Origin of the sequence: Thermoactinospora rubra, assembly GCF_002093975.1 — a bacterium.
Taxonomy (GTDB): domain Bacteria; phylum Actinomycetota; class Actinomycetes; order Streptosporangiales; family Streptosporangiaceae; genus Nonomuraea; species Nonomuraea rubra_A.
Genome location: NZ_MSZZ01000033.1, coordinates 19947 through 42405 on the forward strand (window position 1 = coordinate 19947; position 22459 = coordinate 42405).

General features: G+C 71.8%; 26 protein-coding genes and 1 tRNA gene. 19 read left to right on the forward strand and 8 right to left on the reverse strand.

Going from position 1 to position 22459, the window contains the following annotated elements:
- Window positions 1–189 precede the first annotated feature (189 nt).
- The 7 genes from rplU to BSB02_RS26510 all read left to right on the forward strand — a co-directional run bounded on the left by rplU (window position 190) and on the right by BSB02_RS26510 (window position 7017).
- Window positions 190–492 (forward strand): 50S ribosomal protein L21, encoded by a 303-nt coding sequence (rplU, locus tag BSB02_RS26485; RefSeq protein WP_084963034.1) that lies wholly within the window; start codon window positions 190–192, stop codon window positions 490–492.
- A gap of 15 nt (window positions 493–507) precedes the next feature.
- Window positions 508–765, forward strand: a complete 258-nt coding sequence (gene rpmA, locus BSB02_RS26490; protein ID WP_084963036.1) for a 50S ribosomal protein L27 — start codon at window positions 508–510, stop codon at window positions 763–765.
- A gap of 271 nt (window positions 766–1036) precedes the next feature.
- A complete protein-coding gene (obgE, locus tag BSB02_RS26495; protein WP_084963038.1) occupies window positions 1037–2389 on the forward strand; it encodes a GTPase ObgE in 1353 nt (450 codons plus the stop codon).
- A 63-nt stretch (window positions 2390–2452) separates the two neighbouring features.
- Window positions 2453–3568, forward strand: coding sequence for a glutamate 5-kinase (gene proB / locus BSB02_RS26500; RefSeq protein WP_084963041.1), 1116 nt, complete (start codon window positions 2453–2455; stop codon window positions 3566–3568).
- 69 nt (window positions 3569–3637) lie between these two features.
- Window positions 3638–4885 carry a glutamate-5-semialdehyde dehydrogenase gene (locus tag BSB02_RS26505; protein ID WP_084963043.1) on the forward strand — a complete coding sequence of 416 codons (1248 nt, stop codon included), beginning with the start codon at window positions 3638–3640 and terminating at the stop codon, window positions 4883–4885.
- Between the two features lie 102 nt (window positions 4886–4987).
- Window positions 4988–5158 carry a hypothetical protein gene (locus tag BSB02_RS41125; RefSeq protein ID WP_169729439.1) on the forward strand — a complete coding sequence of 57 codons (171 nt, stop codon included), beginning with the start codon at window positions 4988–4990 and terminating at the stop codon, window positions 5156–5158.
- Window positions 5159–5232: 74 nt separating this feature from the next.
- Window positions 5233–7017 carry a serine/threonine-protein kinase gene (locus tag BSB02_RS26510; RefSeq protein WP_084963044.1) on the forward strand — a complete coding sequence of 595 codons (1785 nt, stop codon included), beginning with the start codon at window positions 5233–5235 and terminating at the stop codon, window positions 7015–7017.
- A 61-nt stretch (window positions 7018–7078) separates the two neighbouring features.
- Here the strand turns inward: BSB02_RS26510 and BSB02_RS26515 are convergent, their stop codons facing one another.
- Entirely contained in the window at window positions 7079–8092 is a 1014-nt protein-coding gene (locus BSB02_RS26515; RefSeq protein ID WP_084963046.1) for a M48 family metallopeptidase, read from the reverse strand.
- A gap of 81 nt (window positions 8093–8173) precedes the next feature.
- Here BSB02_RS26515 and nadD point away from each other — a divergent pair, with 81 nt between their 5' ends.
- Complete coding sequence (gene nadD / locus BSB02_RS26520) at window positions 8174–8806, forward strand: nicotinate-nucleotide adenylyltransferase (RefSeq protein WP_084963048.1); 633 nt, start codon at window positions 8174–8176, stop codon at window positions 8804–8806.
- Between the two features lie 12 nt (window positions 8807–8818).
- On the opposite strand, the gene BSB02_RS26525 is transcribed toward nadD, so the two are convergent.
- Window positions 8819–9007 (reverse strand): site-specific integrase, encoded by a 189-nt coding sequence (locus BSB02_RS26525; RefSeq protein WP_084963050.1) that lies wholly within the window; start codon window positions 9005–9007, stop codon window positions 8819–8821.
- Window positions 9008–9055: 48 nt separating this feature from the next.
- Entirely contained in the window at window positions 9056–10129 is a 1074-nt protein-coding gene (locus BSB02_RS43140) for a calcium-binding protein (RefSeq protein WP_158088730.1), read from the reverse strand.
- 395 nt (window positions 10130–10524) lie between these two features.
- Here BSB02_RS43140 and BSB02_RS26535 point away from each other — a divergent pair, with 395 nt between their 5' ends.
- Window positions 10525–10788, forward strand: a complete 264-nt coding sequence (locus BSB02_RS26535) for a hypothetical protein (protein WP_084963054.1) — start codon at window positions 10525–10527, stop codon at window positions 10786–10788.
- 42 nt (window positions 10789–10830) lie between these two features.
- Here the strand turns inward: BSB02_RS26535 and BSB02_RS26540 are convergent, their stop codons facing one another.
- Window positions 10831–11184, reverse strand: a complete 354-nt coding sequence (locus BSB02_RS26540; protein WP_158088731.1) for an STAS domain-containing protein — start codon at window positions 11182–11184, stop codon at window positions 10831–10833.
- Window positions 11185–11634: 450 nt separating this feature from the next.
- On the opposite strand from BSB02_RS26540, the gene rsfS reads away from it, so the two are divergent.
- The 7 genes from rsfS to BSB02_RS26575 all read left to right on the forward strand — a co-directional run bounded on the left by rsfS (window position 11635) and on the right by BSB02_RS26575 (window position 16395).
- Entirely contained in the window at window positions 11635–12030 is a 396-nt protein-coding gene (gene rsfS, locus BSB02_RS26545; protein ID WP_084963058.1) for a ribosome silencing factor, read from the forward strand.
- On the forward strand, window positions 12027–12656 hold the full coding sequence (locus tag BSB02_RS26550; protein WP_084963060.1) for a histidine phosphatase family protein: 630 nt from the start codon (window positions 12027–12029) through the stop codon (window positions 12654–12656). The genes rsfS and BSB02_RS26550 overlap by 4 nt, the downstream gene beginning before the upstream one ends.
- A 103-nt stretch (window positions 12657–12759) precedes the next feature.
- Window positions 12760–12835, forward strand: a tRNA-Ala gene (locus BSB02_RS26555).
- A 28-nt stretch (window positions 12836–12863) separates the two neighbouring features.
- Window positions 12864–13697, forward strand: a complete 834-nt coding sequence (locus tag BSB02_RS26560) for a helix-turn-helix domain-containing protein (RefSeq protein ID WP_084963063.1) — start codon at window positions 12864–12866, stop codon at window positions 13695–13697.
- A 52-nt stretch (window positions 13698–13749) separates the two neighbouring features.
- Complete coding sequence (locus BSB02_RS26565) at window positions 13750–15051, forward strand: FAD-binding oxidoreductase (RefSeq protein WP_084963064.1); 1302 nt, start codon at window positions 13750–13752, stop codon at window positions 15049–15051.
- A gap of 23 nt (window positions 15052–15074) precedes the next feature.
- Window positions 15075–16001, forward strand: coding sequence for an NAD-dependent epimerase/dehydratase family protein (locus tag BSB02_RS26570; RefSeq protein WP_084963066.1), 927 nt, complete (start codon window positions 15075–15077; stop codon window positions 15999–16001).
- 10 nt (window positions 16002–16011) lie between these two features.
- The gene (locus BSB02_RS26575) at window positions 16012–16395 is read left to right on the forward strand and encodes a PPOX class F420-dependent oxidoreductase (RefSeq protein WP_084963068.1); all 384 of its coding nucleotides are present in this window, start codon (window positions 16012–16014) and stop codon (window positions 16393–16395) included.
- A gap of 37 nt (window positions 16396–16432) precedes the next feature.
- On the opposite strand, the gene BSB02_RS26580 is transcribed toward BSB02_RS26575, so the two are convergent.
- A complete protein-coding gene (locus BSB02_RS26580; protein WP_084963070.1) occupies window positions 16433–18055 on the reverse strand; it encodes a GMC oxidoreductase in 1623 nt (540 codons plus the stop codon).
- A 156-nt stretch (window positions 18056–18211) separates the two neighbouring features.
- On the opposite strand from BSB02_RS26580, the gene BSB02_RS26585 reads away from it, so the two are divergent.
- Together BSB02_RS26585 and BSB02_RS26590 are read left to right on the forward strand one after the other, a co-directional pair.
- Window positions 18212–19078 carry an exodeoxyribonuclease III gene (locus BSB02_RS26585; RefSeq protein WP_206184903.1) on the forward strand — a complete coding sequence of 289 codons (867 nt, stop codon included), beginning with the start codon at window positions 18212–18214 and terminating at the stop codon, window positions 19076–19078.
- A gap of 190 nt (window positions 19079–19268) precedes the next feature.
- Complete coding sequence (locus tag BSB02_RS26590; protein ID WP_206184904.1) at window positions 19269–20234, forward strand: GNAT family N-acetyltransferase; 966 nt, start codon at window positions 19269–19271, stop codon at window positions 20232–20234.
- A gap of 13 nt (window positions 20235–20247) precedes the next feature.
- Here the strand turns inward: BSB02_RS26590 and BSB02_RS26595 are convergent, their stop codons facing one another.
- On the reverse strand, window positions 20248–21222 hold the full coding sequence (locus tag BSB02_RS26595; protein ID WP_084963075.1) for a helix-turn-helix transcriptional regulator: 975 nt from the start codon (window positions 21220–21222) through the stop codon (window positions 20248–20250).
- A 44-nt stretch (window positions 21223–21266) separates the two neighbouring features.
- Here BSB02_RS26595 and BSB02_RS26600 point away from each other — a divergent pair, with 44 nt between their 5' ends.
- Window positions 21267–21719: a hypothetical protein gene (locus BSB02_RS26600; protein WP_084963077.1), complete on the forward strand. Its 453-nt coding sequence runs from the start codon at window positions 21267–21269 to the stop codon at window positions 21717–21719.
- On the opposite strand, the gene BSB02_RS26605 is transcribed toward BSB02_RS26600, so the two are convergent.
- Window positions 21706–21957 carry a hypothetical protein gene (locus BSB02_RS26605; protein ID WP_084963079.1) on the reverse strand — a complete coding sequence of 84 codons (252 nt, stop codon included), beginning with the start codon at window positions 21955–21957 and terminating at the stop codon, window positions 21706–21708. The genes BSB02_RS26600 and BSB02_RS26605 overlap by 14 nt on opposite strands.
- Before the next feature lie 85 nt (window positions 21958–22042).
- Window positions 22043–22417 carry a hypothetical protein gene (locus BSB02_RS26610; protein WP_143591184.1) on the reverse strand — a complete coding sequence of 125 codons (375 nt, stop codon included), beginning with the start codon at window positions 22415–22417 and terminating at the stop codon, window positions 22043–22045.
- Window positions 22418–22459 lie beyond the last annotated feature (42 nt).

A 22459-nucleotide genomic window follows, 5' to 3' on the forward strand; every position in this document is an offset into this window, starting at 1 on the left:
CGACGAGGGTGCCGGTTATCCGGTACCCTGGTCAATCGGTGCGCCCGGCGGTGCGCCCAGTTCGCGCGCCTGACTGGCTCGTCGGTTCCAGACGGAGACGAGTGCAGGGCGCAGCATTCGGCAGTCAGCGGTCGCCCCTGTCCGGGGTCGGCCGAGGATCGCAACAGTAGACAGCAGAAGGGTTCCGCGGTGTACGCGATCGTTCGTTGCGGCGGCAGGCAGCAGAAGGTCTCCGTCGGTGACGTCCTTGAGATTGACAAGGTCGCCGGCGAGGTCGGGTCGACGGTTTCGCTGCCGACGGTGCTCGTCGTCAACGAAGGCGATGTGACCACCGAGGCCGGTAAGTTCACGGTCACCGCCGAGGTTCTCGGCGAGACCAAGGGCCCGAAGATCCGCATCCTGAAGTACAAGAACAAGACCGGTTACAAGAAGCGCCAGGGTCACCGCCAGCGGTACACCCAGGTGAAGGTCACCGGCATCGATCAGGCGTGATGGGGAGTTTGAGCAATGGCACACAAGAAGGGCGCATCGTCCACCCGGAACGGCCGTGACTCCAACGCCAAGCGCCTGGGCGTCAAGCGTTTCGGCGGCCAGCTGGTCAACGCCGGTGAGATCATCGTCCGCCAGCGTGGCACCCACTTCCACCCGGGCGAGAACGTCGGCCGCGGCGGCGACGACACGCTGTTCGCGCTGAAGGCCGGCCACGTGCAGTTCGGCTTCAAGGCCGGGCGTCGCGCCGTGAGCATCGTCCCGGTCGCGGAGTAAGCGGAGTAACCCGCCGCCTTCTGGCGTTGTATGAGGGGTGGATCGTCGCCGGTCCACCCCTCGTTCGCGTTTCGGCGCGCTTCCGTCCCAGCCGGCGCGCCACGTGCGGCGCCCGGCCCGGTGACCCGGGACGCGGCCGACAAGACGCGCGTCACGGCGGTCGGCCACGCACGCTCGCCGGCCGTCTCCCTGGACGGAGCCCGGCCACGTGCGGCGGTTGGGCCTCACCCGGCCCCGCCGTACACCATAAGGAAAGAAAAGAGGAGGCAGAATGCCGGACTTCGTGGATCAGGTGGTGCTGCACATCACCGCCGGCGACGGGGGCAACGGCTGCGCCTCCGTCCATCGCGAGAAGTTCAAACCGCTCGGCGGCCCGGACGGGGGCAACGGCGGCCGCGGCGGCGACGTGATCCTCGAGGTGGACCCCAGCACGGCGACGCTGCTGGACTACCACCGCCGCCCGCACCGCAAGGCCGAGAACGGCAAGCAGGGCCAGGGCGGGCACCGCGACGGCGCCAACGGGGCCGACGTCGTCCTCCCGGTCCCCAATGGGACGGTGGTCAAGGACGCCAGGACCGGCGAGGTGCTGGTCGACCTGGTGGGCGTCGGCACCCGCTACGTGATCGCGAAGGGCGGCCAGGGTGGGCTGGGCAACGCCGCGCTCGCCTCGCCCAGGCGCAAGGCGCCGGGGTTCGCGCTGCTGGGCGAGCCGGGCGAGTCGCTGGATGTGATCCTGGAGCTCAAGAGCGTCGCGGACGTGGCGCTGGTCGGCTTCCCGAGCGCGGGGAAGTCCTCGCTCATCGCGGCCATCTCGGCCGCGCGCCCGAAGATCGCCGACTATCCGTTCACGACGCTGGTGCCCAACCTGGGCGTGGTGACCGCGGGCGACACGGTGTTCACGGTGGCCGACGTGCCGGGGCTGATCCCGGGCGCGTCGCAGGGCAAGGGGCTGGGGCACGAGTTCCTGCGCCACGTGGAGCGCTGCGACATGCTCGTGCACGTCATCGACTGCGCCACCATGGAGCCGGGCCGCGACCCGATCACCGACTACGAGGTCATCGAGGCCGAGCTGCACGCATACGGCAAGCTGGAGGACCGGCCCCGGATGGTCGTGCTGAACAAGGCCGACGTGCCCGACGCGCGGGAGCTGGCCGAGATCGTCACGCCCGACTTCGAGGCCCGCGGACTGCGCGTGTTCACGATCTCGGCGGCCTCGCACGAGGGCCTGCGGGAGTTCGTGTACGCCATGGGCGAGTGGGTGGCCGCGGCGCGTGCCGCCAGGCCGGTCGAGGAGCCCACGCGGCTGGTCATCCGGCCCAGGCAGCTGGGCGATGCCGGGTTCACCGTGCGGCAGGTGGGCGAGAACACCTTCCAGGTCACCGGCGAGAAGCCCGAGCGCTGGATCAGGCAGACCGACTTCGCCAACGACGAGGCGGTGGGATACCTGGCCGACCGGCTGGAGCGCCTGGGCGTGGAGGAGGAGCTGGTCAAGGCCGGGGCGACCGCCGGGGCCGAGGTCATCATCGGCTCGCTGGAGGACGGCTACGTCTTCGACTGGCAGCCCACGCTGAGCGCCGAGTCGGTACGGCTGGGCCCGCGCGGCACCGACTCGCGGCTCGGCTGAGGCCCGTCTCGCCTGGCGGACACCGGGCCGGGCGGACTCGCGGACTCGGATAAGGTTCTGGACGTGCGGGAACAGCTCAGCGCGGCGCAGAGAGTGGTCGTCAAGGTCGGATCCTCCTCGCTGACCACGCCGCAGGGCACGATCGACGTCGACCGGGTCGACGCGCTCGTCGACGTGCTGGCGGCGCGCCGCAACCAAGGCACCCAGCTGGTCCTGGTCTCCTCCGGAGCCATCGCGGCGGGCCTGGGCCCGCTCGGCCTCACCTCGCGGCCGCGCGACCTGGCCACCCAGCAGGCGGCCGCCTCCGTCGGCCAGGGCGTGCTGGTCGCGCGCTACACCTCGTCCTTCGCCCGGTACGGCCTGCGCGTCGGCCAGGTGCTGCTGACGGCCGACGACATGATGCGCCGCTCCCACCACGTCAACGCCCAGCGGACCCTCAACCGCCTGCTGGAGCTGGGCATCGTGCCGGTGGTCAACGAGAACGACACGGTGGCCACCGACGAGATCCGCTTCGGCGACAACGACCGGCTGGCCGCGCTGGTGGCCCACCTGATCAGGGCCGACGCGCTGGTGCTGCTGTCGGACGTCGACGCGCTCTACGACGGGCCGCCCTCGCGGCCGGGCGCCCGGCGGCTGGCGGAGGTGCGCACTTCGGAGGACCTGGCCGGGGTGGAGCTCGGCACCTCCGGGCGCGTTGGCACCGGCGGCATGGTGACCAAGGTCCAGGCGGCCAGGATCGCGACCGGCGCGGGCATCCCGGTGGTGCTCACCGCCGCCGCGCACGCCGCGCAGGCTCTGGCCGGGGCCGACGTCGGCACGTTCTTCCACCCCGGAGGCCGGCATCCGGGCACGCGCCTGCTGTGGCTGGCCCACGCCACCACCGGGCGCGGGCGGCTCCACCTCGACGAGGGCGCGGTCGAGGCGGTCGTGGCCAGGCGCAAGTCGCTGCTGCCCGCGGGGGTCGTCTCCGTCGAGGGCGACTTCGCCGCCGGCGACCCCGTCGACCTGTGCGGGCCGCGGGGCGGCGTGGTGGCGCGCGGGCTGGTGAACTTCGACGCCGAGGAGATCCCCGGCCTGCTCGGGCGCTCGACCAGGGAGCTGGCCAGCGAGCTCGGCCCGGAGTACGAGCGCGAGCTGATCCACCGCGACGACATCGTCATACTGGAGACCCACGCTTAGTCATCGAGTCATCGGGCCGCGCGCTGAGCAGTCGCGCCGAAGGCGCGACCATAAACACGGAGTGAGGCAATGAGCACAGAATTCCTGAAGGTCGCCCGCGCGGCGCGAGAGGCCGCCGCCGAGCTGGCCCCGCTGCCGAGGGCGCCGAAGGATCGGGCGTTGCGCGCCATCGCCGACGCGCTCGTCGCCCACGCCGGCGAGATCGTGGAGGCCAACGCGCTGGATGTGGCCAAGGCGCGCGAGTCGGGCACCTCGGCGGCGATGATCGACCGGCTCCGGCTCGACGCCGGGCGCGTGGAGGCCATCGCCGAGGCCGTCCGCCAGATCGCCGACCTGCCCGACCCGGTCGGCGAGGTCGTGCGCGGCAGTACGCTGCCCAACGGGCTGGAGCTGCGCCAGATCCGCGTGCCGCTGGGCGTGATCGGCATCATCTACGAGGGCCGCCCCAACGTGACGGTCGACGCCGCCGCGCTGTGCCTCAAGAGCGGCAACGCCGTCCTGCTCAGGGGCTCCAGCAGCGCGTATGAGTCCAACACGGCGCTGGTGCGCGTCATGCGGCAGGCGCTGGAGGGTACCGAGGTGCCCGCCGACGCCGTCCAGCTCGTCCCCGGCGTGACCCGCGAGTCGGTCAAGGACCTCATGCGGGCCCGCGGCCTGGTTGACGTGCTGATCCCGCGCGGCGGCGCGTCGCTGATCAACTCGGTGGTGGAGGAGTCGACGGTCCCGGTGATCGAGACCGGCGTGGGCAACTGCCACGTCTACGTCGACAAGGACGCCGACCTGGACCAGGCGCTGGCGATCCTGCTCAACGCCAAGACCCAGCGCCCGTCGGTGTGCAACGCGGCCGAGACGCTGCTGGTCCACGCCGAGGTGGCCGAGGCGTTCCTGCCCAGGGCGCTGGCCGCGCTGGCGGAGGCGGGCGTGACCGTGCACGGCGACGCCCGGGTGGCCGCCTACGGCCAGACCGTCCCGGCGACCGAGGACGACTTCTACGCCGAGTACCTCTCGCTCGACATCGCCGCCGCCGTCGTCGACTCGCTCGAGGACGCCGTCACGCACATCAGGAAGTACGGCTCGGCCCACACCGACGCCATCGTCACCCGCTCCCAGCAGGCCGCGCGCCGGTTCGTCGCGCTGGTCGACTCGGCGGCCGTCGCGGTCAACGCCTCCACGCGCTTCACCGACGGCGGGGAGTTCGGCTTCGGGGCCGAGATCGGCATCTCCACCCAGAAGCTCCACGCCCGCGGCCCGATGGGCCTGCCCGAGCTGACCTCCACCAAGTGGGTCTACACCGGCGAAGGACATCTGCGGGGATAAGCGGAAATGCTGGTGCGGGCCCCGTGGACGGCGGGGCCCGCCCTCTTTCCGGCCCGGCGTGTCCCCGTGACCGGGCGGGGTCCGGCCCACTTGACTGGGCGCATGGAGATCGTGATCGCCCTCGCCTTCTCTGCCGCCGTGCTGCTGGCCGCGGACCGGTTGCTGCTGTGGCTGGAGAGCCGCGGCCACGTCAACTGGCGTCGCAAGGGCCGCAGGAGGCTCACCGAGGAGCCCACCGCCGAACTCGACAGCCTGCTGTCCAACAACCGGTAGTGTCGGCGCGCCTTCCGTCAAGGGCGGTGCCGGCGGCGTTAAAGTTGTGCCCTTATGGGCGCAGGGGAGGGACGGTGAGCAAGCTCGGCAAGGTCGGGCCCTACACCCTTCTCGAAAGGCTCGGCCGAGGCGGGATGGGCGAGGTCTATCTCGCTGTCAGCCGCCGTGGCGAGCGGGTCGCCATCAAGGTGCTGCGCGACCTCGTTGAGAATGATTCGTCGAGGATTCGGCTGGATCGCGAGGTCCGGGCGTTGCGGCGGGTCGAGAGCCCCTACGTCGCCCGGGTCCTCGACGCGGACCTCGACTGCGCCCGGCCGTATGTGGTCATGGAGTACATCGACGGGGACACCCTCCTGCACCGCGTACGGCGCAGCGGCCCCCTGTTCGGCGTCGAGCTGCTCGAAGTGGCCCACGGCATCGCCGCCGCGCTCGCGATCGTCCACGCGGCCGGGATCGTCCACCGCGACCTCAAGCCCGCCAACGTGCTGATGAGCCCCGACGGGCCGGTCCTCATCGACTTCGGGATCGCGCAGGTGCGTGACGCGACGCGGCTGACGCTGACCGGCACGTTCCTGGGCACGCCCGGCTACGCCCCGCCGGAGCTGTTCGCCGACGAGCAGGTGGCCGAGCCCGCCGACGTCTACGCCTGGGCGGCCACGGTGGCCTTCGCGGCGACCGGCCGGCCCACCTTCGGGCGGGGGACGGCCGAGGCGCAGATGTACAACGTGCTCAACGGGCAGGCCGACCTCAAGGGCGTCCCGGCCGGGCTGCTGCCGCTGGTGCGGGCCTCGCTGAACCGCGAACCCGCCAAGCGGCCCACCGCCGCCATGCTCGCCGACCGGCTGGCGCGGCTGCTCAAGGCCGCCGCCGAGGCGCCGCCCCGGCCCCGGCAGCCCTCGGAGGCCGGGCGGCCGGGACGGGCGGCCAGGACGGGGGAGCAGGACAAGGTGCCGCCGCCGCGCGGACGCTCGACGGGGGACGGGCGCGGATCGGGCCGCCCCTCGCTGGAGGGGCGGGGCGGCGCCGCCCTGGCCCGCTCGCTCGCGGAGGGCAGGGGCTCCGCCCCGCCCAAGGGAGTGCCCGGCAAGGGCGCCTCGGGGTCGGCGTCCGGCAGGGGCGCGCCGGGGTCCGGGAAGGCGGTTCCGGCGGCCGGTGGCAGGGGCGCGGTGGCCGGCCGGCCGCCGGCGGGGGCCGCCGCCGCTCTGGCGCGCTCGTTCGCCGAGGGGCGTGCCGCCCGTTCCCCGGAGGAGCGCAAGGCGGCGCGGAGCCGTACCGGCCAGGAGGGGAAGGCGCGGGTAGCCAGGAGCGCGGCGCGGGCGGCGGACGAGGCGCCCGCCATGGCTCTCCCCGCGGGCAACATGGCGCTGCTCGCGCTGGCGATCCTGGCGGTGCCGGGCGTGGTCGCCACGGTGATCTGGCCGGTGGCGACCTTCGGCATCACGGCCACGCTGGTGATCCTGACCAGGACGTTGTGGTTCGGGCACCGCGTGGTGCACAAATACGCCTCGCGGAAGGCGCGGATCGTGCTGCGGGTGCTGACGTTCCCGTTCGTCGTGGTCGCGGCGGCCGTCACCGTGGTCGTCTGGCCGGGGCTGCCCGCGGGCGCCGTCGCGGCGGTGACCGTCTGGGTGGTCGCGGGCGGGCAGCTGGGGCCGGACTGGTGGCAGCAGACCGCGCCGATCATCGCCGCCGGCGTGGTGTTCGGCGTGGTTTGCGGCGCGATCCTGGGCCGCGAGATCGAACGGGTCGGCGCGCGGCTGCCGGACCTGCGCCGCGACGGGCTGCGGGCGCTGGCGGTGCTGGGCGGCTTCGTCGCCCTGTGCGCGGCGGCCGTGCGGGGGATAGCACTGCTGCTGTGAGTCCGATTCCGGTGAGTCCGAGGTGGGCGCGGGGTCCCCACGCCCGCCCCGGGAGCGCCGTTCAGCCCTCGCGGCGGGCGAAACGGTTGAAGATGCGCTCGCCGGCGCTCACCGCGCCTTCGGCCACGTCGCGCAGCACGCCGATGAACGGGTCCTGCGACTCCGACCACGAGCGGCGGTAGGACTCGGCGGCGGCCCTGACCTCCTCGGTGACGCGCGCGTTGGCGTCGTCCTCGCGGCGCGGGTAGTCCCCCGCCAGGATGCGCTCGTACTCGCCGCTGCGCTGCCACTTGTCCAGCTCCGCCACGCGCACGACCGCGAACGGGTGGGTGGTGCCGAGCAGGTTGAGCACCTTCAGGAAGCCGTCGCGCAGGTCGCCGGCGGTGTCGTACTCGGCGTACTGGGCGAGGAAGGCCTCGATGTTCATCTCGTGGGTGTAGTCGCCGCCGGCGAGCTTCATCAGCGCACGCTTGGCCGCCTCCGGGTCCTGCCCGGTCAGCAGGCCGCCCCGGTCGCTGGACAGCTCCGACTTGCGGTACCACTCCTCCAGGCCCGCCACGATCGCGCGCAGGCCGATGTAGCCGAGCGGGATCCACGCCACGCGGGTGGCCAGGCGGGTGAGGATGTCGAGCATGGTCCGGTAGACCGCGTGACCCGACAGGATGTGGGCCGTCTCGTGGCCGACGACGAAGCGCTGCTCCTCCTCGTTCATGAGGTTGAGCAGGCCCGTCGTCACGACGATGAACGGGTCGTCGAAGCCGATGGCCTTGGCGTTGACCGAGGGGTCCTGCTGCACGTAGATCTCGGGGACCCGGTGCAGGTCGAGGATGTACGCGGCGTCGCGGCCCATGTCGTAGAGGGAGCGGAACTGGGTCTCGCTCACGCGCACGGCCGAGGCCAGGTACATCAGGCGCAGCCGGCGCTCGCTGATCAAGCCGGACATCTGCTTGAGCACCGTGTCGAACCCGCTCAGCTTGCGCAGAGCGACCAGCGCGGACCGGTCCGCGGGGTGTTCGTAGGCACGAGACGAGATGCCGGGCAGTTGTACTCGGTTGCGATCCGGGGTGGTCGTCATGCGGGCATGCTACGTCCGTGGCGAAGGCAATGCGCGCTTTTGTGGAGGGGGTGGTGTGAACGCCGGCGGATGTTTGCGCGTATGGTCCGTTCCATGATGAACGCGCCACGTGGGGAGGGTAAGCGCCGTTTGGGCGTTATGGGCGGCACCTTCGACCCGATCCACCACGGTCACCTGGTGGCGGCCAGCGAGGTGGCCCACCACTTCGACCTCGACGAGGTCGTCTTCGTGCCGACCGGCCGGCCGTACCAGAAGGACGAGCGGCAGGTGTCGGCGGCGGAGGACCGGTACCTCATGACGGTCATCGCCACGGCGTCCAACCCCCGCTTCTCCGTCTCCCGCGTGGATGTGGACAGACCGGGTCCGACCTTCACCATCGACACGTTGCGTGATATTTCAGCCATTTACGGGCCGGACACGGATATCTACTTCATCACCGGCGCCGACGCCCTGGCCGCCATCCTGCACTGGCGCAACGCGGACGAGCTGTTCGAGCTGGCCCACTTCGTCGGCTGCACCCGCCCCGGGCACCACCTCCACGACCCGGGCCTGCCGGAGGGCAAGGTGAGCCTCATCGAGGTGCCGGCGCTGGCGATCTCGTCGTCGGAGTGCCGCGAGCGCGTGGCCGCCGGGGAGCCGATCTGGTACCTCGTGCCCGACGGCATCGTGCAGTACATCAACAAGCGGGGGCTGTACCGCAAGACGGACTCCTGACCAGCCACGGAACTACTCGCCTTCATGATCAGGGCACAGCGAGGGCACATCCCTGGACATGGCCTCCATCGCCACGCGGACTCTCGTGCCGGCGTCCGGCCACAGGTGGGAGGAGGTGTTCAAGGTCGTGCCGGCCGAGCTGTGCCCAAGGAGGTGCCGGACGGCCTTGACGCTCTCGCCGTGCCTGATCAGAGCGGACACGGCACGGCCTTCAGCCGGACCACCGGCTCGGTGAGGCGATAAACCCGTCTAAGGCACGTTCGAGACGATCTCGCAGCGGGTCGCGATGTCGATCCCCGCCTCGCCGTCGCAGTCGTCCGGAGCCCCCCGGCCGCCGTCAAGGAAGTCGTTGCGGGGCCCGGCCCGGAGAGTGTCGACACCGTCGCCGCCGTCGAGGCGGTCATTGCCGCCTGCCGTTCCGACAGTCATGGTGACGTCGAAGTCGGTGTTGTCACCGAACAGCGTGTCGTTTCCCCCTCCGCCGGAGATCACATCGTTCGCCGCGCTCGTGACGGCGGCATTCACGACGGCGCTGTCCCCGACCAGGAAGTCGTCCGCGGTGCCGCCGACAATGAGGTCGCTGCCGGAACCGGTGGCGCTTCCCCCCGCGGGGTCATTGATGTTGTGGTCTCCGAGCGCGGCGAATCCGCCGTCGGTGCCCAAGTTCAGGGAGTCGTTCCCGTCGTTTCCGCTCGCGTTCCGGGCGGCGTTGCTGTCACCGATCAGGAGTTCGCTACCGGGTCCGCCCAGGAGAATGTCGTTCCCCGCGCCAGAGGCGTCACCGGCGGTCGAGCCGGAGTCTCCGACCAGGTGTTCGTCGCCGGTGCCGCCATCGGCGCCGCCGACCAGCAGATCCTTGCCGCCACCGGATGCGGTGAGCCCGCGGCTGTCGCCGGTCATGAGGTCGTCACCGTCGCCACCGAACAGCTGGTCTCGGCCCCCGCCCGTGGCGGTACCGCTGGGGGCGAAGCTGTCACCGTTCATGAGGTCGCCGCCGTCGCCGCCGAAAAGGCGGTCGTTCCCACCGCCTGACGCGTTTCCCGTCTGGCGGAAGATGTCGCCGTGCACGCCGTCATCACCGGCGCCGCCGTCGATCTGGTCGTCCCCGAGCCCGCCGGCGATGACGTCGTTTCCCGCCAGGCCGCAGATCAGGTCGTCGCCCTGCAGGCCGTCGATGACGTCTGGACCCGCGGTTCCGATGATCACGTCTCGGCCCGCGGTTCCGCTCGTGGGCGTGTTGGGCGTCGCGATGATCGTGGCCGGCGATCCAAAGCACGTCGGCGGCTGCGCCATGGCGTCGGCGACCTCGGACCAGACCATCATCCCTGCCATGAGGACGCCGGCAAGCCCTGCTGCGACGATCGGCCTGCTGGCTTTCCTCGAGCCGGTGGATCCCGCTGCCTCCGCTCGGTCACGGGTCTCCACGTGGTGGTGCGCGGATCTCGCTTTCCATGTAATCACGATGAGTAGTCTTATCAGGACTAAGAGTGATGAGTGCTCCACGCCACACCGATGGAGACCGGTGAGAGCCTGGGGTGGGTGCTCATGGTCCAGACCACTGCTCATGGAAGGACGCCGAGAGGCGGACATGTGTCCCGGCCAAGGGTTCCGGAGGAAGGCCAGGGCCAAGGTTGCAGCGTTCGCGCTACGTCAACAAGCGGAGCTGTACGGTAAGGCGGACGCTTGACCGGCGTGCGGCGGCAGGAAGGCGGAGGCTCATGGCGGACGAGCAGATCCCGACCATCGGCAGGTGCTATTCGTGCAAGCGAGCCTTCCACTACAGGCTCGCGAGCGTCGTGACGGTCGCGATCGACCCCGAGACCGGCCTGCCGCCCGGCATGACCGTGCTGGGCACCTTCCGCGAGCCGGCGCCGGAGGCCGAGGCCAGGGCGGTCAGGGAGCCGATCTGCCCGGCCTGCGTGGACAGGGCGAGGCGGTTCGAGGAGTCCACGCAGCCCTCCGCCCTCCGGCTGGACCCCTGACCGAAGGACCCGCGGGACCGTGACCGGCCGTCATGACGGCGGCTATGACGGCGGTGTCGTGCTCTGGGCCATCGCCGCCTCCACCGACGGGTAGCAGACGAAGCGGCCGGCCAGCCCGGCCGCGCGGAGCACGCGGTCGAAGACGGGTTGCGAGCAGGCCAGCCGCAGCGTCCCGCCCACGGTCGTCGCGTACAGGTCCAGGCCGATCAGCGACGACAGCCCCGCCGCGCCGATGAACGACAGGCGCGACAGGTCCACGACCGCGTTCACGGAGTCGCGGTCGAGCGATTCCACGACGAATTCGCGGAATGTGGCGTCGGTGGCGATGTCGAGATCCCCTTCGACCTCGATGACGACGAACCCGTCCGCCAGGCGCCGACGCAGTTCCAACGGCATGGCCCTCTTTCCCGCTGCGCGTCGGATGGCGGGATTTTCTTGCGGCACGCCGTACGGCGGGCGAGGCGATCGGGAATCGACGCGCGGCATTGGGTCCGGGCGGGCAAGGGTGACCCGCGCTCACGGCTGCGGAGTGTACTCCGGCCGGACGGCGCCCACCATAAAAGCATCAAGGACGTTGCCATCAGCAAACGGACTTTTATCGGGCTTAATCGCGATATGACCGGAATGCTGCCGGATACTGTCGGATATTTCCGAATGCTGACATCTGGACACGTTGCGCGCACGGGCCTACCGTTGCGGCGGAAGAGCTGTCGGGCGGCCCAGGGCAGCGCATAGTGGCCGCCCGCAGTCCCTCCTGCCACATGCGTGCCCGCCGGGCCCGGTACTTTGGCCGCGGAAGGGTAACCTGGAGGGTAGTTCCGTCAATCTGGAGGACAGACCCGCATCGTGACCGCATCCGACAGAGCCGTCCAGCTGGTCAGGATCGCCGCCGAGGCCGCGGCGGACAAGCTGGCCGATGACATCCTCGCCTACGACGTCAGTGAGCAGCTCGTCATCACCGACGCCTTCCTTCTCTGCTCCGCCTCCAACGATCGCCAGGTCCGCGCCATCGTCGACGAGATCGAGGAACGGATGCGGGTGGAGGCCGACGCCAAGCCCGTGCGCCGCGAGGGCGAGCGCGAAGGCCGCTGGGTGCTCCTCGACTACCTCGACATCGTCGTGCACGTCCAGCACGAGGAGGACCGCACCTTCTACGCCCTGGAGCGGCTGTGGAAGGACTGCCCGGCCATCGCCCTGCCCGAGAGCGTCGTGCAGGCCAACATCCAGCGGGCCAGGGCGTGAGCCGGAGGATCGTCTGCCTCCGGCATGGGCAGACCCTCTGGAACGTCGAGAAGCGCTTCCAAGGCCACACCGACATCCCGCTCGACGAGACCGGCATCGCGCAGGCCGCGAGGGCCGCCTCGCTCCTGGCCGCGCTGCGCCCGTCGCTCATCGTCTCCTCCGACCTGCAGCGCGCCCACGACACCGCCCTGGCGCTCGCCCGCCTGGTCAACCTCGACGTGGCCGTCGACAAGGACTTCCGCGAGCGCGGCGGCGGCCTGTGGGAGGGCCTGACGCGCGAGGAGATCGCCGAGCGGTGGCCGGAGGAGTACCTCGCCTGGGAGGCCCCCGAGGGTGAGGACGTCGCCGTCGTGGCCGAGCGTGTCTCGGCGGCCATGCGCCGCTGGGCGGCCAGGCTCGACGACGGCGGCCTGCTCGTGATCGCCTCGCACGGCGCGGCGCTCCGGCTCGGCATCTGCGCGCTCCTCGGGCTGCCGCAGGAGCTGTGGTCGGCCATCGGCGGGCTCGGCAACTGCTCGTGGTCGGTGCTGGAGGAAGGGCGCAAGGGCTGGCGGCTGCTGGAGCACAACGCCGGCACCCTGCCCGAGCCGGTGCACAGCGACGACCGGCCGGAGGCCGAGGGCTAGGAGCCTGTACGGCTCGTGCCGTACAGGCTTCGATTAGGCGAATGCCCCGGAGAACCGATATGCTCTCCGAGCGCCGCAACGGGTGAGCTCGAAGCGGTGACCAGGGGCTATGGCGCAGTTGGTAGCGCGCCTCCATGGCATGGAGGAGGCCTGGGGTTCGAGTCCCCATAGCTCCACCACTGGGCGCTCTGTGTGAGGATGAGCGCAATGGAGTCTTACGTCGAGCGTGCGCCGTTGCCGGAGCTGGCCGGGGTGGTGCGCACGGTCTGGCTCCAACGCACCGGCGAGGCGCCGTACGTGCAGCGGCACCTGCCCACGGGCGGGGTCGAGATCCACTTTCCGATCGGCGGCGCTCCCCGGCTGCTGGGTCCGCTGACCGGTCCGGAGATCGAGGTCATTCCGGCGCACACCACGATCGTGGGCGTGCGGTTCCAGCCCGGGGCCGCGCCGCCCCTGCCCACGGTGCTGGACGACCTGGTGGACCAGTGCCCGGACTTGACGGAGCTGTGGGGAAGCTCGGCGGACCGCCTCGTGGAGGCGATGGGCCGGGCCGGGTCGCCCGAGCGGGCGCTCATGGTCTTGCAGGCCCACCTCGTGCGGGAGTTCCGCGGTGGGGCCCGCGTGGATCCACTGGTGGGCGAGGCTGTGCGGGCGCTGATGCCCTGGCACCCGGTCAGCATCGACGCCCTGGCCGACCACCTCGCGCTGTCTCCGAGCCAACTGCGCCGCCGCTGCCTGCACGGGTTGGGCGTGAGTCCCAAGGTGCTCCAGCGGACGTTGCGGTTCCAGGGATTCCTCGCGCTCGCCCAGGCCGGCGCGACTGCCACCGGCCGGCGTGGCTCGGACGGCATGGCGGGGCTGGCGGTCGACGTGGGGTACGCCGATCAGGCACACCTCAGCCGGGAATGCCTCCGGCTGACCGGCCTCACCCCGAGCCGGCTACTCGGCGGAGAGCTCGACCGGTGCGCCTGCGGCCATGATCACTCCGCCTCGTACAGGCCCTTCCTCGCCACCCGTGGCAGACCGCCGCTACGGCGCTGAATCCGCGCGTTTTGTTCAAGACTCGTCGTCAGGCCGCTCGTAGTCTCGGCTCGTGACCGAGTTCCGCGATGCACTCGACGGCGAGTCGTTCAGCCCCGGATCACCGGGCTATGAGGCGATCCGCCGCCCGGCCGACCCCGCCTACCGGGAGGTGCGCCCCCGGCTCGTGGTGCTGTGTCGCTCGGTCTCCGACGTCCGCCGAGCCATCGCTCACGCGGCGGCCACCGGTGACCGCCTCGTTCCCCGCGGCGGAGGGCACTGCTTCGCGGGCCGATCGTCGACGGACGGGATCGTGCTCGACCTGTCCGGCCTCGACGGCATCTCCGTGACGGGCCGGGTCGCCACGATCGGCGCCGGCGCCCGCCTGGGGCAGGTGTATGCGGCATTGCACGCCCACGGCCGCACCTTGCCGGCCGGGTGCGGTCCCACCGTCGGCGTCGCCGGCCTCACTCTCGGCGGCGGGATCGGTCTGCTCGGGCGCGAGCACGGGCTGACCTGCGATCACCTCGTCGGCGCGCAGGTCGTGCTCGCCGACGGCCGTGTCGTGGACTGCGACCACGACCACGAACCGGATCTGTTCTGGGCGCTGCGCGGCGCGGGCGGCGGCCAGTTCGGCGTGGTCACGTCGCTGCGGTTCGCCACGGTGCCGGAACCGACGACCACCCGCGTCGAGGCGCACTGGCCGGACACCGCGATCGAGGACCTGGTCGCCGCCTGGCAGGCCTGGGCGCCGGACGCCCCAGACGAGCTCACGGCGAACCTCACCGTCGTGTCCGACCCCGGCGCACCCATCCGAGCCACCCTGTTCGGCGCCGCCACCCTCGACGAGGAACAGACACGGGAACTGCTGCGGGACTTCACCGACCAGGCGATCGAGTTGCGGGCCGGCATGCCCTACTCGGACCTGAAGCGCACCTTCGCCGACATGGACCCGCGGGACCTGCCCGCACGCGCCCTGCGGATCCGGTCGGAGTTCTTCTCCCACGCGATGCCCGGCCGCACCATCGCATCGCTGCTGACCCAGCTCGGCGAACCCCGGCCCGCGGGCCGGCGACAGCTCACGTTCACCGCGATGGGCGGGGCCTACAACCGGGTCGCCGAGGACGCCACCGCCTTCGCCCACCGCGGCGAGCGTTTCTTACTCGAACACGTCGCCGGCTCGACCGACCCGTGGGTCGATCGCTCCTGGGCGACCGCCCACGCCCACGGATCGGGGCGCGTCTACCCCAACTTCCCCGACCTCGCGCTCGACGACTGGGCCGAGGCCTACCACGCGGGCAACCACGCCCGGCTGGCCGCGGTCAAGAACACCTACGACCCGCACCGGTTCTTCGACTTCCCGCAAGCCATCTGATCGACAGCGAAGGAAAGAATCCTATGATCCTCGTCACCGGCGGGCTGGGCATGATCGGTGCCCACACCGCCCGCGCGCTCGTCGACCTCGGCCATGAGGTCGTCGTCACCGCCCACCGCCGGGCCGAGGTCCCGTCGTTCCTCTCCGGCCGGGTCGCCGTGGAAAACCTCGACGTCACCGACCGGGACGCCTTCCTCGCTCTGGCCGATCGCCACGACATCGGCGACATCGTCCACCTCGCCGGCACCATCCCCGACGAGGACCCGGTCGCCTTCTTCCGCACGGACACCACCGGTCTGCTCAACGCGCTGGAGGCCGCCCGCACCTGGGGCGTGCGCAAGTTCGCCGTCGCCGGCAGTCTCGGCGTCTACATCGGCCGGAGCGAGAACCCGTGGCACGAGGAGCTCGCACTGCCCACCGTGGACCTGCCGCACCTGATCGTCGCGTTCAAGAAGGCCGTCGAGCCGCTCACCACCCACAGCCTCCAGGGCAGTGGCGTCCAGCCGGTCGTGCTCCGGATCGGAAGCGTCTGGGGACCGCTGATGGATCCGGAATCACCGTTCAACCACATCCCGCCGTACATCAGTGCCGTGCTCCGCGGCGACGAGCCGCCGCCGCTGCACGCCGACGACGGCGGCGACAGCTGCTACGCACCCGATGCCGGGCGAGCGATCGCGCTGCTGACGACCGCGGAAACGCTGCGGCACACCACCTACAACGTGTCCAGGGGCCGGCCGTTCACCAACCGGGAGCTCGCGGACGCCCTGCGGGCGATCACGCCCGGACTGGAACTCGATCTGCTGCCCGGGCGGCGGAGCGGCCCCGGATCCGGCGCCGACCCCTACCTCGACATCACCCGGCTCACCCGTGACACCGGCTTCGCGCCGGACTTCGACATCGCCACGGCGGTCGCCGACTACGTCGCCTGGCGCGCCGGCAACCCTCGCTGAAGGAGCTCACATGCTCGACCCCAACGTGCGCCGCGTACTCGACGGCACGTCGATCGCCCACCTCGCCACCGTCCTCCCGGACGGTTCGCCCCACACCACTCCTGTTTATGTCGGCGCCCACGGCGACCGCATCGTCTTCTTCACCGGTCCGGGCATGCGCAAGGCACGCAACCTGCGCCGCGACCCTCGGTGCGCGCTGTCCATCGCGCCCGTCGACAACCCGTTCCAGCCCGTCGTCATCCGTGGCCGGGTCGTCGAATGGCTCGACGGCGACGCGGCGTGGGAGATCGTCGACCGGCTGGCCATGAAGTACACCGGCACGCCCTACCCCCGAGGAGACGAGCGCATCGTGGCCGTGATCGAGCCCGAACGGCAAAGCGTCGGCGTCGGTTGAGAAAGGATCGCGGACGTGCGGGACGCGGCGGCGCCCGTCACGCATGGGAGGCGACGAAGCGGTCCATGATGCGTTCCGCGTTCGCCGTGATCGTCAGCGACGGGTTCGCCAGGCACGTCGAGCCCGGCAGGACCGATCCGTCCACGCAGTAGAGGTTCGGATACCCCAGGACCCGCCCGTCGAAGTCGGTGGCCCGGCCGTGCACCATGCCGCCCAGCGGATGCCACGTGTTCGCCGCGCCCAGGCCCGGCCCGCTGCCCTCGTCGTAGTCCGGCAGGCCGTTGAACAGGTGCCCGTGCCTGCCCTCGGTCTGCCACCACAGCCGCGTGACCAGGTCGCGGCCCGCCCGCTCGCCCTTGGTCTCCATCAGCCCGTAGGGCCACCACACCCGCCCCGCTCCCGTGGACGGGTCGTAGCGGATCTCTCCCCGCTCGGGGGTCAGCGTGGTGACCAGGTGCGCGGTGGTGCGCGGCAGCCAGGCGGGCACCGGCGCCGCCTCCCAGGCCATGGACGCCCGGCAGTAGGGGTTGGCGTCGTCGAAGAACTTCGTGTCGCCGGGCCCGCCCTGGGCGTACCCGACGTCCTTGCGCAGAGTCGAGCGGGCCACGAGGAAGTCGCCGTTGTTGCCCCAGCCCTTGCCGGCCGTGTCCGGCAGGCGGCCCAGCCACCCGTGGTGGCGCGCGACGAGGAGCAGCGAGGTGGTGTGGACCGAGCCGGCGGCCAGGAAGAGGAAGTCGGCGGCGAACGTCCTGGTCTCCAGCACCGTCCCGTCGACGTCGATGTTGCGCGCCCTGACCTCGAAGCGCTCGCCGGCCTCCCGGATCTCCGTGACGACGTGGAGGGGCAGGATCGAGCAGTTCCCGGTGGCGGCGGCCCAGGCGAGGTAGTTCTTGTCGACGCTGTTCTTGGCGCCGGAGTTGCTGCCGTGCGGCCCCTCCCCGATCGTGTGGCATCTTGGCGCCTGCCCGGCCAGCTCCGCGCGGATGACGTCCCAGTCCACCGCGAAGGGGATCTTGACCGGCGTGCTCCCGAACTCCGCCTGGTACTCCAGCCACGCCCGCGCGCCCCTGTACTGCGGATGCGCCAGGATGTCGTCGGGCACCGGGGTGACGCCCAGGTTCCGCCGGGCGCGCGGCCAGTAGACCGTGTCGAAGTCCGTGTACGGCAGAGCCGCCGGATAGACCTGCTCCCAGTCGGCCCTGCGCGGCTGCGGCATGAACATGCCGATCACCAGCGAGCCGCCGCCCACGCCGGTCCCCGACAGCACGTCGATGCCCTCGCCGTGGTGCTTGGCGACGAGCCCGGCGCGCTTGCCGATCGGCGTCGCGCCCGGCAGCAGGCCCAGGTGCGGCCGGTCGCTGAACCAGGCGGCCCGCCAGTCGGGCCGCGTGATCGTGCAGAAGGTGTCGCCGGCGGGGGAGACGTCCCAGCGGCGGCCGCGTTCGAGGACCGTCACGCGCATCCCGGCCTGGGCGAGCCGGCAGGCGGCGACGGCCCCACCGAAGCCGCTGCCGACGACCAGCGCGGTCCTCCCTTGGAGGGCGGGCACCGGGCCGTAGGCGGCCAGGGCGCGTTCGCGGCCCATGACGCCGGAGGCGACGGCGGCCCCGGCGCCGATCGCGGTGACGCGGAGGAAGCTGCGGCGGGTGGGGTGGGTCATGGCGAGGCTCCCGAAGCGGACGTGCTCGGCCTCGCGCCTGGCCGGACCAAGAAGAGGGGCGGTCCCCGATGGTCCCCGATGCGAGGAGCATCGCTCCCAGGGCCTCCGATGTCAAGCAAGCGCTTGGCCTAATCGACCGGGGCTACCGTAGGCAGAGTGCGCGTGGCGACATGGAACGTGAACTCCGTCAAGCAGCGGATCCCCCGCCTGCTGCCCTGGCTCGACCAGCGGCGGCCCGACGTCGTGTGCCTCCAGGAGACCAAGCTCGCCGACGACGCCTTCACCCGGCTGCTCGGCGAGCAGCTGGCCGAGCGGGGCTACGAGGCGGCCCCGCACGGCGAGCCGCGGTGGAACGGCGTGGCCATCCTGTCCAGGGTGGGCCTGGAGGACGTGGTCGCCGGCCTGCCCGGCGCGCCCGGCTTCCCCCACCAGGAGGCGCGGGCGGTCGCGGCCACCTGCGGCGGGATCCGCGTCCACTCGGTGTACGTGCCGAACGGGCGCGCGCCCGGCTCGGACCACTACCACTACAAGCTCGCCTGGCTGGAAGCCCTGCGCGCGGCGGTCGCGGCGGGGCCGGAGGCCCTCATGGTCTGCGGCGACATGAACATCGCGCCCGCCGACGAGGACGTCTTCGACCCCGGCGCCTACGTCGGCCAGACCCACGTCACGCCGCCCGAGCGGGCGGCGCTGGCCCGGCTGCGGGAGCTGGGCCTGCGCGACGTGGTGCGCGACCGCTGGCCGGGCGAGCGCGTGTTCACCTACTGGGACTACCGCGCCGGGATGTTCCACCGGGACCTGGGCATGCGCATCGACCTGATCCTGGCCTCGGCGCCGGTGGCCGGGCGGGTGCGGGCCGCGTGGGTGGACCGGCAGGCCCGCAAGGGGACCGGGCCCAGCGACCACGCCCCGGTGATCGTGGACCTGGACGAGGCGCCGGACGGGGACATCGGTCCCGTGGTGCCGCCCCCGTCCGCGCCCGCCCTCGGGAAGGGAACGGCGAAGCTGCCTCAGGCACCGTCGTGAGCCGGTCGTCGTGAGCCGGTCGCCGTGAGCGGATCGCCGTGGGCCGGTCGTCGTGGAGCCGGCCGCGGGTCGGCGACGCCGTACCCCTCGCGAACCCCGAGGAGCGAACCCGCCAGCACCCATGCCGATGGCTGAACGGGCGGATTTGTCGGGCGGATCCTCGTCCGGTCTGCTACCTATGTCCGATGTGATGATCCGCGCCTTCGCGGCCGGCGACGAGGCGTCCCTCGTGACGGCCTGGAACCACAGCCTGCCCGCCGACCCGACGACCGCCCAGTGGCTGCGCGACCGGGTGCTGCTCGACCCCAACTTCGACCCCGAGGGCCTGCGCGTGGCCGTGGTGGACGGCGAGGTGGCGGGCTGCGCCTACGCCGTCCGCAGGCTGGTGCCCCTGGGAACGTCGCTGGAGCCCGAGACCGGGTGGATCCCGTTCTTCTTCGTCGCGCCCGGGCACCGGGGGAGAGGGCTGGGGCGGCGCCTGGTGGAGGAGGCCCTGGCGTTCCTGACGGCTCATGGCCGTACACGGGTGGACTTCGCCGGATACACGCCGAACTACGTGCTGCCGGGCGTCGATCCCGAGGCCTACCCCTCGGCGCTGCGGCTGCTGACCGGGCTGGGCTTCGCGCCGGTCGCCACGGCGGTGGCCATGGACCGCCGCCTCGTCGGCTACGTCACGCCGCCGGAGGTGCGCGAGCTGCTGCGGCGCCGCGTCGCCGAGGGCTACGAGTTCCGCGCTCCGTCCGACGGGGAGCTGCCGGAGCTCGTCCGTTTCGCCACGGAGCAGTTCTCTCCGGACTGGGGCCAGCTGATCCGGAAATTTCCGGACAACAGGCGGCTGGTCATCGCGCGGCGCGACCGGATCACCGGCTTCGCGGCCTACGGCGCCTACCCCGGCACGCCCGACCGGTTCGGCCCCCTCGGCGTCGACGCCCGCGAGCGCGGCACCGGCCTGGGCAAGATCCTGCTGCACCAGGCCATGACCGCCATGCGCGCCGAGGGCCTGCACGCGGCGTGGTTCCTGTGGACCGGCGAGGACAGCCCCGCCGCCCGCCTGTACGGCGGCGCCGGCTACGCCGTCACCCGGCGCTTCCACGTCATGCGCTGGACCCGGGAGCAGGCCCGGGAGCAGGCCCGGGAGCAGGCCCGGGAACGGTAGGCCGCCGCCGGGCTCAGGAGCGATAGGCCGCCGCGACGGCCTCGGCCGCGGCGGCGATCCCGGCCCGCAGCTCCGCCGGGGCCAGCACCTCCACCTCCGGGCCCAGCCGCAGGAACTCGCTCACCGCGTGCTCGACGCCCTCGATCGGCACCACCGCCGTCACCCACCCCTCGGCGTCCGGCTCCCCGGCCGTCTCGCGGGCCGCGCGTGCCATGCCGGGCGTCATCATGTTCTCCATGCGCCGCATGCCGCGCGGCGACAGCCGTACCGTGGCCTCGCCCTGACGCAGCCGCGCCTCGAAGGCGGTCAGGTACTCGCGCCAGTAGGCGGCCAGGTCGAAGCCGCCGGGCCGGTCGAAGGACTCCTCCAGCGGCTGCAGCTCCTGGATCTCCCAGACGCGGTAGGTGCGCACGTGCTCCCCGCTGCGGGCCACCACGTACCACCGGCCCGCCTTGACCACCAGCCCGTACGGCTCCAGCCGCCGGGTCACCAGGTGGGGCGCCTCCCAGCGGCGGTAGCGCACCCGTATCGCGCGCTGGTGCCAGACGGCGTCGGCCACCGCGGGCAGGTAGGGGAGCGGGTCGCGGTCGCGGTACCAGGCCGGGGCGTCGAGCAGGAAGCGCTCCTGGATGCGCCCGGCCCGGTCGCGCAGCTCCTCGGGCAGCGCGGCTTTGAGCTTGAGCTGGGCGGCGGCCATGACCGAGCCCAGGCCGAGCTCGGCGGCCGGGCCCGGCAGTCCCGCCAGGAAGATCGACTCGGCCTCGTCGGCCGTCAGCCCGGTCAGGCGGGTGCGGTAGCCGTCCAGCAGCCGGTAGCCGCCCGAGGGCCCGGCGTCGCCGTACAGCGGGACCCCGGCGGCGTGCAGCGACTCCATGTCGCGGTAGATCGTGCGCACCGACACCTCCAGCCGCTCGGCCAGCTCCCTGGCCGTCATCCGGCCCCGGGTCTGCAGCAGCAGGAGGATCGACAGCAGGCGGGAGGCGCGCATACCGCTGACAATAGGTGTCAGCGACGACGGTTTAGCGTGCCCGCATGAACGACTTCGACTTCCTCGAGGGCACCTGGACCTCCACGCACCGCTACCTGAGCAAGCGGCTGGCGGGATGCGACGAATGGGAGGAGTTCACCGGCCGCACGGTGGCCACGCGGCACTGGAACGGCATGGCCAGCGTGGACGAGATCTTCTTCCCGGAAAGGGGCGACCACGGGCTGACCATCCGGATCTACGACAAGGACACCGATCTCTGGTCGATCTACTGGGCGAGCAGCAAGACCGGCAAGCTGGACCCGATCCCGGTGGTCGGCCGGTTCGAGGGCAACCGTGGTGAGTTCTACTCCGACGAGGTCTTCGAGGGCACGCCGATTCGGTGCCGCTTCGTCTGGACCGTCCTGGACAAGGATCACCTGCGCTGGGAGCAGGCGTTCTCCGCCGACGGGGAGCGCACGTGGGAGACCAACTGGGTGACGGACTTCACGCGCGCGTAGCCCACAGCACGATGCCGATCGAGATCGCGGCCACCAGAAGCAGCAGCCCGCCGACGAGGACCACCCACCACCACGCGGACCGGGGCGGCTTGGCCTCGACCTGTGGCACGTCGGGGAACATGTCGGGGGTGTACGGCAGGCGCTGCGTCCGTGGCGGATCCGGGATCGGCGGCTGCGGCGTGACCGCCTGGCCGGGGGTGGGCCAGCGGTGCCGGATGGTGCGATCTGGATCAGTCATGGCTTCTCCCACTATAGCCCGATGATCTATGGCGGGCCCGGCCGTGCGCCACGGGGCGCGGACGCCCTCGGGTCCCGCCTGGCGATCAGCGGGGCGGGGGACCGGGGTAGTGGCCTGGGTGGGGCCCCGGGTACGGCGCGGGCGCCGTGCGCGGCGTGACGACCCCGGCCACGAGCAGGCCCACCCCGGCCACGAACAGCAGCGTGTGGAGCAGGCTCGTCAGCATGAACAGGGAGGTCGTGGCCTGGAACCCGAAGGCCTCGATGATCACCCTGGCGAACAGGGAGGGCAGGAGGCTAACGATCACCCCCAGGAGGAGGACGACGCAGCCGGTCGCCCCCAGCACGGCCGCGCGCCCATGGGAGCGCCTGGCCCGCAGGGTTAACACGATTCCCGTGACCAGCGCCGCGAGCTGCAGGAGGAATCCGACGCCTGCGACGCCCATGCTTACGATGCTCATGATCCGAGACCTTACGCGAGCCGCTCGCCGATGTGGCAGGCC